The 15,772-nt window shown below is 37.3% G+C and carries 12 protein-coding genes; 8 read left to right on the top strand and 4 right to left on the bottom strand.

Annotated elements, in window-relative coordinates; genetic code table 11:
* The first annotated feature begins 1 nt into the window (after nucleotide 1).
* Together OVA16_RS14590 and OVA16_RS14595 are read left to right on the top strand one after the other, a co-directional pair.
* Nucleotides 2–1,021, top strand: coding sequence for a GntR family transcriptional regulator (locus OVA16_RS14590; protein WP_267760736.1), 1,020 nt, complete (start codon nucleotides 2–4; stop codon nucleotides 1,019–1,021).
* 12 nt (nucleotides 1,022–1,033) lie between these two features.
* Nucleotides 1,034–2,638, top strand: coding sequence for a solute:sodium symporter family transporter (locus tag OVA16_RS14595; RefSeq protein WP_267760738.1), 1,605 nt, complete (start codon nucleotides 1,034–1,036; stop codon nucleotides 2,636–2,638).
* A gap of 351 nt (nucleotides 2,639–2,989) precedes the next feature.
* On the opposite strand, the gene OVA16_RS14600 is transcribed toward OVA16_RS14595, so the two are convergent.
* Nucleotides 2,990–3,736: an NUDIX hydrolase gene (locus OVA16_RS14600; protein ID WP_324288415.1), complete on the bottom strand. Its 747-nt coding sequence runs from the start codon at nucleotides 3,734–3,736 to the stop codon at nucleotides 2,990–2,992.
* A 148-nt stretch (nucleotides 3,737–3,884) separates the two neighbouring features.
* On the opposite strand from OVA16_RS14600, the gene galT (OVA16_RS14605) reads away from it, so the two are divergent.
* Genes galT (OVA16_RS14605) through OVA16_RS14625 form a run of 5 tightly spaced genes read left to right on the top strand, consistent with a single transcriptional unit; the run spans nucleotide 3,885 to nucleotide 8,750 of the window.
* Complete coding sequence (galT, locus tag OVA16_RS14605) at nucleotides 3,885–4,520, top strand: galactose-1-phosphate uridylyltransferase (RefSeq protein ID WP_267760740.1); 636 nt, start codon at nucleotides 3,885–3,887, stop codon at nucleotides 4,518–4,520.
* Nucleotides 4,521–4,524: 4 nt separating this feature from the next.
* Nucleotides 4,525–4,875 carry a galactose-1-phosphate uridylyltransferase gene (galT, locus tag OVA16_RS14610; RefSeq protein ID WP_267760743.1) on the top strand — a complete coding sequence of 117 codons (351 nt, stop codon included), beginning with the start codon at nucleotides 4,525–4,527 and terminating at the stop codon, nucleotides 4,873–4,875.
* Nucleotides 4,875–6,023, top strand: a complete 1,149-nt coding sequence (locus tag OVA16_RS14615; RefSeq protein WP_267760745.1) for a galactokinase — start codon at nucleotides 4,875–4,877, stop codon at nucleotides 6,021–6,023. Before galT (OVA16_RS14610) ends, OVA16_RS14615 begins: the two co-directional genes overlap by 1 nt.
* A gap of 5 nt (nucleotides 6,024–6,028) precedes the next feature.
* On the top strand, nucleotides 6,029–7,054 hold the full coding sequence (gene galE / locus OVA16_RS14620; RefSeq protein WP_267760747.1) for a UDP-glucose 4-epimerase GalE: 1,026 nt from the start codon (nucleotides 6,029–6,031) through the stop codon (nucleotides 7,052–7,054).
* A 19-nt stretch (nucleotides 7,055–7,073) separates the two neighbouring features.
* Nucleotides 7,074–8,750, top strand: coding sequence for a sodium:solute symporter family transporter (locus OVA16_RS14625; RefSeq protein ID WP_267760749.1), 1,677 nt, complete (start codon nucleotides 7,074–7,076; stop codon nucleotides 8,748–8,750).
* 293 nt (nucleotides 8,751–9,043) lie between these two features.
* On the opposite strand, the gene OVA16_RS14630 is transcribed toward OVA16_RS14625, so the two are convergent.
* The 3 genes from OVA16_RS14630 to lpdA form a co-directional block, all read right to left on the bottom strand.
* Entirely contained in the window at nucleotides 9,044–9,499 is a 456-nt protein-coding gene (locus OVA16_RS14630) for a GNAT family N-acetyltransferase (RefSeq protein ID WP_267760752.1), read from the bottom strand.
* Nucleotides 9,500–9,501: 2 nt separating this feature from the next.
* Nucleotides 9,502–10,350 carry an MBL fold metallo-hydrolase gene (locus OVA16_RS14635; protein WP_267760755.1) on the bottom strand — a complete coding sequence of 283 codons (849 nt, stop codon included), beginning with the start codon at nucleotides 10,348–10,350 and terminating at the stop codon, nucleotides 9,502–9,504.
* Nucleotides 10,351–10,516: 166 nt separating this feature from the next.
* Nucleotides 10,517–11,905, bottom strand: coding sequence for a dihydrolipoyl dehydrogenase (lpdA, locus tag OVA16_RS14640; RefSeq protein WP_267760758.1), 1,389 nt, complete (start codon nucleotides 11,903–11,905; stop codon nucleotides 10,517–10,519).
* Between the two features lie 477 nt (nucleotides 11,906–12,382).
* Between lpdA and OVA16_RS14645 the strand changes: the two genes are divergently transcribed.
* Nucleotides 12,383–15,763, top strand: coding sequence for a TonB-dependent receptor (locus tag OVA16_RS14645; protein ID WP_267760760.1), 3,381 nt, complete (start codon nucleotides 12,383–12,385; stop codon nucleotides 15,761–15,763).
* Nucleotides 15,764–15,772 lie beyond the last annotated feature (9 nt).

A 15,772-nucleotide genomic window follows, 5' to 3' on the forward strand; every position in this document is an offset into this window, starting at 1 on the left:
AATGGAATTAGCTGTTTTTGAAAAAATAAATTCTTTGGACAAGCTTCAGAGTTTATCTAAGCATGAAAAGATTGTTCAGGGCATTTTAGATGCAATTAATAACGATGAACTTCAGTTGAATGATCCTTTGCCATCCGTAAACAAGATGATTGGTGGTTTGGGCTTTGCTAGAGAAACTATTGTTAGGGCGTATAAAGATTTAATAGAGCGTGGTATTATAGCTTCTAAAAATAGGAAAGGTTATTTTGTTATTAATGGAAATATTAGACAGCAGCAAAAAATAGCTATGGTCTTGTACGCTTTTGATACTTTCCAAGAAGCACTTTTTAAAAGTTTTAAAGCCGTGGTTGGCGAAGAAGTACAGATAGATCTTTTCTTTCATCATAATAATTCTGATGTTTTTGAAGCAATATTCAATCAAATAGCTGGTAATTACAGCTTATACATTGTAGCACCTATTGCAAATGATAGGATAGAGAAGCTTTTATTAAACATTCCTGTTTTCAAACTTTTGATCATAGATAGATATATACATTTATCTGACGATCATTCATACGTAGTTCAGGAGTTTGAAAAGCCCGCTTATGAGATATTCCAAAAATTAAAGGACAAATTTTCTAAGTATGAGGAGATTGTATTCTTCTTTAGGGAAAATACTGCAGAACCAAACGAGATAGTTAATGCATTTAATAGGTTTTTAAAAGATAGCGGCTTAAAAGGTAGAATAGAAAGTAGTTATAAGGTGGGCTCAATAGAAAAAAATAAAGTTTATTTCACTATCCACAATCCCGAACTTTATTCCATTTTAAAGGATGTAATGAAGAATGATTGGGAGTTAGGTAAAGACTTGGCTGTTTTATCACATAATGATGATATTGTTAAAGAAATCATTTCTGGAGGCATAACAACTTTTTCTACAGATTTTGTACGAATGGGCGAGATAGCCGCAAATTATGCTATTGAAAGAAATAAAGTTCAGCAAGTACTTCCTACCGAACTTTTTCTTAGGCAGTCCTTGTAGTTACTAAAAGCCATGACAATTATCCTGAGCTTTCTAATTTGTACGTTAACAGTAGCTTTTATATCATGGTATAAAACAAGGTCTACTAATTTAAACACAGTTTCGGGGCTCTTCTTTGGCGGAAAAAACAATGGATATTTAGTAGTTGCGGGATCCCTAATTCTTACAAATTTAAGTGCAAATCAATTTGTTGGAGAAAACGAATCTGTTTTTATAAATAACATGTCTGTAATGGCGTGGGGCGTAACATCTGTTTTGGCTATTCTTCTGGTTTCGCAATTTTTGTTGCCTGTATATTTTAAGTACGGAATGGTAACCACGCCAGATTTTCTTGCTTTGAGGTATGACGAAAGTACAAAAAAACTGGTCTCCATAGTTTTTCTGCTAAGTTACGCAGTTAACCTTTTGCCTCCTGTTTTATATGGAGGTGCAGTTGCATTAACATCTATGTTTAATATAGATGCTCTTTTAAACATATCCTATTGGCAGTGTATTTGGATCATGGTATGGATATTGGGCATTACCGGGAGCGCATATACTATCATAGGCGGCTTAAAGGCAATTACAATATCTGATAGTATGCTTGGCGCTGGATTTCTATTTATTGGGATTTGCTTACCATTTTATGCTCTCAATCATTTAGGTGGAGGAGACTTTTTTAATGGTTTAAATCTGCTGCTTACAAAACATACCTCTCATTTGAATGCAATAGGAGGCAAACATGATGCTATTCCTTTCGGTACTATATTTACTGGAATGGTGTTAGTGAACATTTACTATTGGGGCATGGAGCAATATATAGTTCAACAATCTTTAGCTGCTAAAAGTTTAAAGGATGCACAAAAGGGAATGGCTTTTGCCGCACTAGCAAAGTTGATATCTCCACTTTTAATTAATTTACCGGGTTTAGTTGCAGTGCATTTATATACGAATGTTACTAATACAGCAACTGTTTTTCCTATGGTGGTTGCAGATGTATTACCAACAATTTTGTTAGGCTTTACCGCTGCATTGATATTTGGCGCAGCAATGACAACTTATAATGCAGGCTTGCACGGTAGTAGCACGCTGTTCGTTCTCAATATCTATAAGCCTTATTGCCAGAAAAGAGGAATAGAAATTGAAGATAAAAACTTGATTAAGGTAAGTAAGCGGTTTGAGATTATTCTGTCGCTATGCGCAATGTTTGCCGCACCTTTTATTTTATTTGCAAATAGTGGTTTTTACGCTTATTTACAGCAAGTTTCGGGGTTGTTTAGTATGCCTATTCTAACAATTGTGGTTGTCGGGTTCATTAACAAAAAAGTTCCACCAACAGCAGCGAAAGCAGGCCTGATAATGTTTATGGTTTCGTACTTTTGCTGTGAGTATATATTTGATGTCGATTTACATTTTTTGCATGTCTTAGCTATCCTGTTCTTAATCATTTCCGCATTGATGATGCTCTATGGATGGTTTTTTCCTATGCAAAAGAACGTTGTTTTTAATCCTCCCTTAGCTTCAGACGTAAATGCTGTTCCATGGAAAATGAGACATGTAGCCGCCCTCTCTTTAATCATTTGTATGATATTATTATACCTCTTCTTTTCTCCTTTAGGGGTCGCTAAACTAGATTAGTTTTTATATAAGACACTAATTTATCAGGAAAACAGCTTTGTGGGTAGTAGCCAGCTCAATGTTGTATCTCGATTCGCTATTCAAATTAATGACTTAGCTATCTGTATTATAACTAAATTTAACATGAGTTTTGGTTATTTTTAGTTGATTATCAGTTTTTTAAAACTGTGTAGGTTGAAAATGGCCGTCATTGCGAGGTACGAAGCACCTGCGTAGCAAGCTTGAATACCGACGAAAAGTAGTAAATAAATTAATGAAAAATCTTAAAGCGGTAGCTTTGTAGCCTGATAATAGTTGCAGGATTGCTTCGTACCTCGCAATGAAGGAAAAAGACCAAAAACTCATTTTAATTTAATCTAGCTTCAGATTAGGTATTAAATTTAGAAACCTTTGGAAATTCGAATGATATTTTTTCTTGTCTAGCTTAAAATAATGTGCGCCCTTTTTAGAGCCAGATTTATCCTTTTCATCCAATCTTATTAACAGCCCTATAGAATTTATTTTTCTGTTGAAGTTTCTAGTGTCTATCTTGGTGTCATTCACTTCTTCGAACAAATTCTGCAGTTGAGGTAGCGTGAATTTTTTAGGCAATAGTTCAAATAAGATAGGATGTAGTGCAGCCTTGTACCTGAGTTTCTTCCGGGCATCTGCCACCATTGTATTGTGATCAAAAATGAGTTTAGGTATTTCGCTAATCAAGAACCATTCCGCTTGAAAATCATTATTCAATTGGCTCTGGTATTTGCTAATATCAATAAGTGCAAAATAAGCAATAGATAGTGTACGCTCTATAGGGTCGCGATCTGGCTTGCCATAAACCTGAAATTGTTCTAGATATACGCCCTCTAGGCCTGTGTTTTTCTTCAATACCCTCACAGCGGCATCTTCTGGACTTTCATCTTGCATAATAAATCCGCCAATCAAGCTCCATTTGTTGATTTCTGGCTCGAGCCCCCTTTTGACTAATAACAGTTTAACGTGTTGTCCATCAAATCCAAATACTATGCAATCAACAGCTGCCAAGTAATGTGGCTGACTAGCGTACTCTATCATATCATTATCATTCTTGAAAATGCTAAAATAACAAACTTTATACAAATTATTAATTGTCTTATTGACAATTAATAATTTGTTTTGTAGATTAGCAATCTATTACACCAAGCCAAATTTATAATTATGAACGAAACACTAGATTTTGCATCGGATCCACATAGAAGATTGAATCTGCTTACCGGCGAGTGGGTACTTGTTTCCACCCCATCGTACCAAACGTCCCTGGCAGGGAAAGGTAGAGGAACTGCCACAAGACAACCGACCTGAATATGATCCTAAATGTTACCTATGTCCTACAAACGATAGGGCCGACGGCGATGTCAATCCCAACTATAAGGAAAGCTTTGCGTTCAAAAATGATTTTTCTGCACTATTGGAAGATACATCTTCTGCTACATTGAATGATAACGACTTATTGGTGGCAAAGGCAGAAAGGGGAATTTGTAAGGTAATCAGTTTTAGTCCGAAACATAACTTAACACTACCGGAATTAAGCATTGAAGAAATTACAAAAGTGGTTGATCTTTGGCAGAAAGAATACAATGAGCTATCGGCTATAGATTGGATAAAGTACATACAGATTTTTGAGAACAAGGGAGAAATTATGGGGTGTAGTAATCCTCATCCGCATGGGCAAATTTGGGCACAAAGTGATCTTCCGGTAGAGATTGTGAAGGAAAGTAACCAACAAAAGAAATACTACGCTATTCGCAAACACAGTCTTTTACAGTCTTATTTGAACCTTGAACTGCAAAAAGGAGAACGCATTGTATACGAAAATAAGGATTTTGTAGTAGCTTGTTCCTTTCTGGGCGGTTTGGCCGTATGAAACGATGATCATCAGCAGAAGACATGTAAGAAGCATTGCTTATTTTGATAATGAAGAGAAAAGGAACTTGGCCGAAGCGATAAAAGTATTGACTGCCAAGTATGATAATCTTTTCGAGACATCTTTCCCATACTCGGCCGGAATGCATCAGGCACCTGTAAATAATGGTAATTATCCAGAATGGCACTGGCACATGCATTTTTACCCACCTTTATTACGTTCGGCCACAGTTAAGAAATTCATGGTGGGATATGAAATGTTGGCTAATCCTCAGCGTGATATTACTCCAGAATATGCAGCAGCTCGTTTAAGAGAATTATCAATCGAACACTATAAAAGCAAAAAAGCCCTTTAATGAATACCGAATATTTTAAAAAAACTTTTAGGGATATTTTCCAAGCAGAGGCAGTTTTGTTTAAATCGCCTGGGCGTATCAATATTATTGGAGAACATACCGATTACAATGGCGGTTTGGTAATGCCTGCAGCTATCGATAAAGCGGTGTACGTTGCTGTTTCCAAACGAGATGACCACGAAATTCATCTTTATTCAGAAAGTTACCAATCTAAGTATGTTTCTTCTGTAGCAGCTATTCAAAAAACCGAACATAATTGGGTAAACTACATCTTGGGTGTAGCTAATGAAATGGTACAAAGAGGACATCAATTAGGTGGTTTTAACCTTTTTATCTATGGGGATGTGCCACTAGGTGCTGGACTTTCATCTTCTGCTGCTGTAGAATGTGCAACAGCTTTTGCACTTAATTATATCAATCAGCTCTCTATACCACAAATGGAATTGGCACTGATATCACAAAAAGCAGAGCACACTTTTGCTGGTGTAAATTGTGGGATCATGGACCAGTTTGCTTCTGTGTTTGGAAAGAAAGACCAAGCGATGATGCTTGATTGTAGATCGATGGAGTACGAGTACATTCCTTTGAAATTAGATGGTTACAAGCTGGTGCTTTTGAATACTAATGTAAAACATTCGCTAAGTGATTCTGCCTATAATGAAAGACGTGAGCAATGTGACAAAGGAGTGAATTGGATAAAGGACCATCATGCTAGTGTTGAATATTTGCGGGATGTAACCCAAGAGATGCTGTTGGCACATGTAAAAGCTAAAGATGAAAATGTTTATCGCAAATGTAGTTATGTAGTTGCTGAAATCGAACGAGTTAAAAAGGCAGCTGCTGCACTTAAAAATGGCGATTTGAGCACTTTAGGGAAACTGATGTTTGAAACACATAAAGGACTTAGCGAGGACTACGAGGTAAGCTGTAAAGAACTTGATTTTCTGGTAGATCAAGTTAAGGGTTTAGACTATGTTCTCGGCGCAAGGATGATGGGAGGAGGGTTTGGAGGCTGTACCCTCAACATTGTAAGAGATGAAGAAATAGATAGACTAATAGATAACGTGTCTGTTAAATATCTAGAAAAATTTGGGTTGAAGTTGGATGCCTATATCGTAGAAACGGGTAATGGCTCACAAATAATTTAAATAAAATGGGAAAAATATTAGTAACAGGAGGAACGGGCTATATAGGTGCGCATACGGTAGTAGAATTGCACCGTGAAGGTTACGAAGTGCTGATTGTCGATAACCTTTCGAATTCAAACATCAAAATACTCGATCAGTTACAACTCATTACGGGAAAACGTTTCGATTTCGTACAAATGGATCTCCAGGACATAAAGGCTGTTAGGCAGTTAGCTAAGTTACATCATAATATTACGGGAATAATCCATTTTGCTGCTTCTAAAGCAGTAGGCGAGTCTGTTCAAGAACCTTTGAAATACTATCATAATAATTTAGGCGGCCTGCTCAATCTACTTACCGTGTTTGACAAGGAAATCAACTTTGTCTTTTCTTCTTCATGTACAGTTTATGGTCAGCCTGATAGGTTGCCCGTAACCGAAAAAGATCCAGTAAAAAGTGCAGAATCTCCCTATGGAAATACCAAGCAGATTGCCGAAGAGATATTGAGGGATGCAGCTCAGGCAAATGTCAATCTAAATGTGGTTTGCCTTCGATATTTCAACCCAGTAGGAGCTATTGATTCTGCGCTGATTGGGGAGCTTCCGCTAGGTGTGCCAGCCAATCTGGTGCCTTACATCACACAGTCGGCAATTGGCAAGCGTGGACCAATAGTAGTTCATGGGAATGATTATGATACAGCTGATGGTTCTGCAGTACGAGACTATATCCATGTGGTAGATTTAGCAAAGGCACACGTATCAGCTATTAAAAGATTAGAAAAGAAGGCGGCCAAAGAACGTTACGAGATTTTTAACATCGGTACAGGGAAAGGCTATTCTGTGTTAGAGGTAATTGCGGCATTTAAAAAGACAACACAACAAAAACTCGATTACAAAATTGGTCCGAGAAGAGCGGGAGATATCGCAAAGATATATGGAGATGTAACGAAAGCTGAGCAGGTGCTGGGATGGAAAGCGAAGCTTGGAATAGAGGAGATGATGGCAAGCGCTTGGAAATGGGAAAAATACGTTAAGGCCAATCCTTTTGAATAAGTAGTAACCAAATATAAACATGAAAAATAATATTTTAGACTTTAAAGATTATATCGTATTTGCGGTATATTTCGTCATTGTAGCTGCGTACGGTTTTTATATCTACCGAAAAAAGAAGTCGGCAAAGGCAGATTCCAAAGATTACTTTTTAGCCGAGGGTTCCCTTACTTGGTGGGCCATTGGTGCATCTTTGATTGCTTCTAATATTTCTGCCGAGCAATTTATCGGGATGAGCGGCTCTGGTTTTAAGATGGGATTGGCCATAGCTACCTACGAATGGATGGCAGCGGCAACCCTAATCATCGTGGCTATTTTCTTTATTCCAGTTTATCTGAAAAATAAGATTGCTACCATGCCACAATTTTTGCATCAACGCTATAATGGTACCGTAGCCATGATTATGGCAGTATTTTGGCTTTTATTATATGTAGTGGTTAACCTAACTTCGATCCTTTATCTTGGTGCGCTGGCCGTGAGTAGTATTTCTGGATTTAGCATTGAGGCTTGTATGTACGCTATTGCTGCATTTGCTATTATTATTACTCTTGGTGGGATGAAGGTAATAGGCTATACCGATGTAATACAGGTGTTCTTTTTAATTTTGGGAGGATTGGCTACCACTTATCTTGCACTTAACCTAGTTTCGGAACATTATGGAACAAACGGAATATTGGAAGGTTATAGTTTGATGACCGAGAAGGCTTCAGAACACTTCCACATGGTACTTAAGCCAGATAATGAAAATTACATAGATCTTCCCGGACTTTCTGTATTGATTGGCGGTATGTGGATTGTAAACCTTAACTATTGGGGCTGCAACCAATACATTACCCAACGTGCTTTGGGTGCCGACCTAAATACGGCAAGGGGTGGACTGTTATTTGCTGCATTCCTAAAATTGTTGATGCCGATTATAGTGGTGTTGCCAGGTATAGCCGCCTATGTGCTTTATAAAGATGGAAAATTCCAAACAGAGATGATGCATGACGGATCACTAAATCCTGATAGAGCCTATCCAGTATTGTTAAACCTTCTTCCTGCGGGCTTAAAGGGGCTTTCTTTCGCGGCCTTGACTGCTGCTGTGGTAGCTTCATTGGCGGGTAAGGCCAACAGTATTGCTACAATTTTTACGCTCGATGTTTACAAAAAGGTTTTCAATAGCAATGCTACGGAGAAAAATCTGGTAACCACTGGAAAGATTACGATTGTAGTTGCAATGGTATTAGCCGTGCTGATTGCGCCGCATTTAGGGATTGATAAAAAAGGAGGTTTCCAATATATCCAAGAATATACTGGATTTGTGTCTCCGGGCATTTTTGCCATGTTCATTTTAGGTTTCTTTTGGAAGAGAACAACATCCAACGCGGCATTATTTGCTACAATTGGCGGTTTCCTGATTTCTATTTTCTTGAAGGTGCTGCCTAAATTAGCAGATCTTTCTTGGCTTTCTCCATTGGGCTTTTCGGTTAAAAACGCTGATGGTGTTTATGAAATTCCGTTTATAGATAGAATGGGCTTTGTATTTATTTTCTGCGTAATCGGGATGGTAATCATCAGTACGTTTAGGAAAAAAGGAGATGATGTTTCTAAAGGACTTGATATTGATGTAAGTATGTTCAGAACTACCAAAGGCTTTGCTATTGGTACAATTATCATAGTTGGTCTACTAGTTGCGCTTTATAGTATTTACTGGTAGTGCTATAAGTTTACTCCGTGCGCCTACCCATCGAAAAATAGGTGCACGGATATACTAGTTTAACTCGGGTTATGGGGCTTAATCTTGGCTAATCGACCCTGACCTGTAGCAAAGCGGAAAGCTACGCAGTAAAATAAATTTGCTTCGCAGCTACTGCGTGGTCAGGGTAACGGTATGGGCAGTTCGTCTCCCGAAATTAATTCGGGACTAGCTTTTAGGTTTATTTTTTAAAATCACATTTTTAGAATAAATATTTAACTTGTTGATAAACAGTTAAAAATACCCGTTACTCTTTATTTATACACCTTTAACTTCATTCTCAATAAAGGATAGTTCTTGCCAAAATCATCCTTTTCGGTTCTTTCATAAACTTCAAATCCCACTTTCTCATAAAATATTTTAGCATCGGCGTTTTGTTCATTCACATCAACAAGTGTTGCACCTTGTTTGGTAATAGCAAATTCTATAAGCTGGCGGCCTAAACCTTTTCCAGTATATTCTGGATCTAGAAACAACATTTCAATTTTATGTTGATAGATACCAATAAAACCAATTACTTTTTCATCAACTACTAAACAAAACATCGCTAAGATTTCAAAATCGTAGTCTACAAGCAATGCTTTTATCTCTATAAAATCTGCGCTACTTAGAAAATGATGTGTAGCTAAAACAGATTTTTCCCAAACCGATACGATTTGATCTTTGTACTTACTGCTATATTTTTTGATTTCGAAAGAACTACTGGGCATCTCTAGGAATAAAGTATCTCATTAAGAGAAAAGGTATCTTTTAAACGAACTCCCTTTTCGGTATGCTGCAAAGTGCAGCATTCGTTCACAGGATCGTGCTCTAAATAAAGTATATATTCGTTGGTAGCAGCTTCGGCTAAGAAATCTTTTTTCTCTTTCAAGGTCTGTAAGGGGAACATATCATAAGACATTACATAGGGTAGCGGAATGTGCCCGGTAGAAGGCAACAAATCAGCCATGTACACAATGGTTTTGTCTTTGTATTGTAGTTGCGGCAACATCATGGCATCGGTATGGCCATACGCAAAGCGGATGTTGATACCCTCATGAAAATGTACGTTTTGTTGTGTAGGGATAAACTTTAGTTGTCCACTTTCTTGAATAGGAAGAATGTTTTCTTTGAGAAAAGAAGCTTTCTCCCGAGCGTTCGGAGTTACTGCCCAATCCCAATGTTGCTGATTGCTCCAATATACCGCATTTTTAAACGCAGGGCGAAGTTGATCGCCTTGTCTTTCGATAGAACCACCACAATGATCAAAGTGTAAGTGCGTTAAAAAAACATCTGTAATGTCATCTCTATGAAAACCATGGGCAGCAAGCGATTTATCTAAGGTATCGTCGCCGTGCAAATAGTAATGCCCGAAGAATTTTTCATCTTGTTTGTTGCCCAAGCCATTATCCACCAAAATCAACCTGCCTCCATCTTCAATTAACAAGCATCGCATAGCCCAGGAGCATAAGTTATTCTCGTCTGCCGGATTAGTTTTTTGCCAAATAGATTTAGGAACAACGCCAAACATGGCGCCGCCATCTAATTTAAAGTTTCCAGTGTTTATGGTGTAGAGTTTCATTTTTGTTGGTTAACTGGTTAATTGTTTAAATTGGTTAACTGTTTATTTGGTTAATCGCAAGAAATGCTATCAAAGCTATAAACAAAAATTGGTTAATTGCATATAGCAACTAACCAATTCAAACAGTTTAAACGATTAACCAAAAAAGGTTAACAATTAAACTAAGCTATAAATGTATTACTTCTCCGTAAGCATCAGCAGCAGCTTCCATAATGGCTTCGCTCATGGTAGGGTGAGGGTGTACAGATTTAATCATTTCATGACCAGTAGTTTCTAATTTACGAGCCACTACAATTTCTGCAATCATTTCGGTTACGTTAGCGCCAATCATGTGCGCACCTAACAATTCTCCGTATTTAGCGTCGAAAATTAATTTAACAAAGCCATCTTTAGCACCTGCAGCACTTGCTTTACCCGAGGCAGAGAATGGGAATTTTCCAATTTTCAATTCGTAACCAGCAGCTTTGGCAGCTTTTTCTGTGTAACCTACCGAAGCAATTTCTGGCGAGCAATAAGTACATCCCGGAATGTTGTTGTAATCTAACGGCTCTACATGCTGACCAGCAATTTTCTCTACACAAATGATCCCTTCGGCAGAAGCTACGTGCGCTAAAGCTTGTCCCGGAACCACATCGCCAATGGCATAATATCCTTTTACCGAAGTATTATAAAATTCGTCAACTACGATTTTGCCTTTATCAGTTTTAATACCTACATCTTCTAAGCCAATATTTTCGATATTAGCTACCACACCAGCGGCAGAGAGTACGATGTCGCACTCGATAGTTTGCATGCCACTTGCAGTTTTAACCTGAACTTTGCAGCCAGTACCGCTGGTATCTACAGACTCTACAGATGCCGAAGTCATGATTTCTATGCCGGTTTTCTTTAGGCTGCGTAACAATTGTTTTGAAACGTCTTCGTCTTCTACTGGAACTACATTTTCCATAAATTCTACAATAGTTACTTTTGTACCCATAGTAGCGTAGAAGTAAGCAAACTCAACACCGATAGCGCCAGAACCTACCACTACCATAGATTTTGGTTGTTGTGGCAATACCATTGCTTGGCGGTAGCCAATTACTTTCTTGCCATCTTGCTTTAAGTTAGGCAATTCTCTAGAACGGGCACCTGTAGCAATTATAACGTGCTTAGCAGAAAGTTCTTTTTGAGAACCGTCGGCGCCTTTAACTTCAACTTTGTTGCCTGCTTTTACTTTACCAGTGCCCATTACCACGTCAATTTTGTTCTTCTTCATTAAGAACTGCACGCCTTTGCTCATACCATCGGCAACACCGCGACTACGTTTAACTACCGCTTCGAAATCTGCTTTAGCTTCTGAGGTAGTAATGCCGTAATCTGCAGCGTGATTGATATATTCGAAAACCTGTGCGCTTTTTAATAAGGCTTTAGTAGGGATACAGCCCCAGTTAAGGCATATTCCACCTAATGATTCGCGTTCCACAATAGCAACTTTCATTCCTAATTGAGAAGCTCTAATGGCAGTAACATATCCGCCTGGACCGCTACCTAATACAACTAAATCGTAGTTCATCTGTTTAATTTTATTTTTGTTTTTATGGTCAGATAGTTTTATTCCGATCCGATAGCTATCGGATTATTGGAAGAGCCTTTGATCATTGAAATCTTCATTAAGTAAAAAGGTACTAATGATTTCAATCATTTAGGGTTCAATATCTTTTCTATAAAGAAATTTAACGTAATAACCTGCTGCCAAAATTAAGAAAAATGTTGATTAAATCACGTGGTGTTAGTATTAGGTAATTGTAATAAAATGAATTGCTAAATGAAAGATTGATAAAATAAAGGTTAAATTTTTATTAAAGTGTAATTTAATGTATTGTGTTTATGTATGTTACACGCTTTTTGGGTAGTGTTAAGTGTTGAAAAGTTTTAAGATAATTAATAATTATTTAACATTGGAATAGGAGGAAGCATGAAATTATTATCTAGCTTTGTGGCGTTATTTTAACATATTTTAACAAAACAATTAAACATTTATTTAAAGAGCATGAAAAAATCTTTACTATTAAAAATTGTATCGGTTATTTTTGTGGTAGTTGGTCTGGTGGGTTCGGCGAACGCACAGGTAACTACTTCATCGATGGTTGGTACTGTAAAAGATCTGAAAGAAACTTTGCCTGGAGCTAGTATCAAGGCTACCCACACTCCAACGGGATCGGTTTACACAGTTGTTACGAACAGTGCTGGTCGTTTTAGCATAGGTAACATGCGTGTTGGTGGTCCTTACACGGTAGAAGTTAGCTTTGTGGGTTTTAAAACAAAAAAGCTTGAAGATGTTTATGTAAAGCTTGGCGAAGCATTTGTACTAAACATCACTTTAGAGGACAATAGTTCAACTCTAAACACAGTGACGATTGTAGGTGCTGGAGCAGATCCAATTATGAACTCTAGAAAAAGTGGTGCAAATACTGTAGTTTCTGCACAACAAATTCAAGTTTTGCCTACAATAAGCCGAAGTGTTAACGATATTACTAGATTAACTCCACAATCAAATGGTTCAAGTATTGGTGGGGGTAACTATCGTTCAAATAACTTCTCGGTAGATGGTGCGAATTTTAATAACCAATTTGGTATAGGTCAAAACATCCCTGCGAATGGTTCACCGATTTCGATTGATGCATTAGAACAAATTTCAATTAACGTAACTCCATTTGATGTTCGTCAAACAGGTTTTACAGGTGGTTCGGTTAACGCTGTTACAAAATCAGGAAGTAATAAGTTTTTTGGCAGTGGATTTTTTACAATGCGTACTCAAGATCATCAGGGAAGAAAAATTGGTGACTATACCATTCCTTCAACAAGTGTGCAAGCATTAGATGAGAAAAATTATGGATTTAGTTTGGGTGGTCCGATAGTTAAGGATAAATTGTTCTTTTTTGTGAATGCTGAAATCAAAAAGACCGATGCGCCAGGAACAACAAGAACCGCTTCAACACCAAGTCAAGTGTTTGGTGCGCCAGGTACACCAAGTACAGTAGCAAGACCAACCGCACAATTCTTAGATGAGGTTAAAAACTATTTATTAAGCACTTATAATTACGATCCGGGTACATACCAAGGCTATAAATTTAAAAGTAACAATGATAAGCTATTTGCACGTTTAGATTGGAATATTAACAACAATCATAAATTTAACGTTAGATATAGTCAGGTAAAAAGCAAAACGCCTCTATTTGGTAGTTCATCTACTACTGGATCAGGTGTAGCTAGTCCATACTCTTACGCAGCGGGCAGAACAGCAATTACCGCATTAAATTTCTCTAGTGCTAATTATTATCAAGATGCAAACCTATATGCAGGTACTGCTGAGTTAAATTCATTGTTTGGAAGTAAGTTTTCAAATACTTTGAGATTTGCGTACGCAAATCAAAATGATCCAAGAAGTTCAGATAGTGCTCCTTTTCCGTTAGTTGATATTTCTGATGGCAACGTTACAGGATCTAATATTGGTATGATTCTTACTACTTTCGGTTATGAGCCGTTTACTTATGGGAATTTGCGTGACGTAAAAACTTATACTTATAGCGATGAGTTAAGTGCAAACTTTGGTAAGCATAATTTGTTGCTAGGTGTACAAGCTGAATTTAGCACCACCAAAAATGGCTTTCAACGTTTCGGAACTGGATTTTATTCTTTTAGATCTTGGAATGATTTTATCACTAACCAAAGGCCTGCCCAGTATTCCGTTACCTATTCTTTAAATGCTGATGGCTCTCAAGCTTATCCTAGCTTCAGTTTTAGACAATATTCAGCTTATTTACAAGATGAGTTTTCTGTTTCTGACAGATTTAAATTAACCGCAGGCATTCGTTTAGAACATGCCAATTTCCCAATGGTAGATGAGATTAAAACGCACCCAATGGTTGCAGCATTATCATTTGCAAACGGTGAAAAAGTTGATACAGGTGTATTGCCTGGAGCAAATATTTCATTCTCGCCAAGATTAGGTTTTAACTGGAACATGAATGGTGATAGGACCTTACAGCTAAGAGGTGGAACAGGTATCTTTACTGGACGTATTCCTTATGTTTGGTTAGTTTCGCAATCTGGTGATGCAGGTATGCTTCAATTTACACAGACCTATTCGGGTAATAATACTCCTTTTTTCAATCCTAGTATTGCGCCAAATTTAACTACTCCAAAAGGTGCTGCAGGTACTTCAATTCCAGGAGGTATAAGTATCATGGATAAAAATTTGAAAATGCCTCAGTCTTGGAAATCAAGTTTAGCGATTGATGCCAAATTGCCTGGAGGTATTGTTGCAAGTTTAGAAGGTATTTACACCAAAGATTTAAGAGTTGCATTTGGACGAAACCTAAATCTTAAAAATCCAAATGCACTAAATATTTCAGGCTATGGAGATAATAGACCAATGTTTCCTAATGATGCTTCATCAACTTCAAACTCTTCAGCAACTCACGTTTATGCTCGCCAAATTGTGTCATTAACACAAGCAGGACAAGTTACAACAACTCCTAATGCTACAAATAATGCGGGTTTTAATGTGATTAAGATAGAGAACGTTAAAGGAGGTTATAATTGGATGGTGACAGCACAATTGTCTAAACAATTTTCTAACGGACTATCGGCAATGATTGCCTACACTAAAACTGATCAACGGAATTATGGTGATCAAGCTGGTGACCAAATTCAAAATCTATGGTCACTTCCTCAAACATCATTTTCAGCTAATGTGCCAAGCTTAAGTTATTCGGGCAACTTAAATCCAGATCGTTTTATCGCATCATTGTCATACAAAAAGGAATACTTTAAAAACTTAGCAACATCTATTTCAGTTTTCTACGAAGGTTCACAACAAGGTCGTTTCTCTTACACTTATTCTAGTGATTTTAATAGAGACGGTCAGTCAAATGATTTGATTTATATACCCAGAGATAATGAAATTGCTGGTATGTTCCAACAATATACTTCTGGCGGTGTTACTTTTACAGCAGCTCAACAAGAAGAGGCTTTCTTGAAATTTATTAATCAAGACAAATATTTAAGTGAGCGTAAAGGTAAATATGCTGAGCGTAATGGTGTAGTTATGCCTTGGAGAAATCAATTTGATTTGAGGATTGTACAAGAAGTATTTAGAAATGTTGGTAAAACTAAAAATTCGGTACAGTTTACAGCAGACATATTTAATTTCGGTAACTTGTTGAATAAAAATTGGGGTGGTTTCGACCAAATAAATTCTTCTGCTATTTTGCAACCGCAAAATCAAAATTTAGTGTCTAACACTGTAAAACCAGTATTTAGAATGGCTTTGGCAGAAGGAAAATTGCCGGTGTCTACATATAGACCTAATCAATCAATAGGTTCTACTTATTATATGCAATTCGGTATACGCTATAATTTTCAATAGTTTCTAATA

The organism is Pedobacter sp. SL55, assembly GCF_026625705.1.
Lineage (GTDB): Bacteria > Bacteroidota > Bacteroidia > Sphingobacteriales > Sphingobacteriaceae > Pedobacter.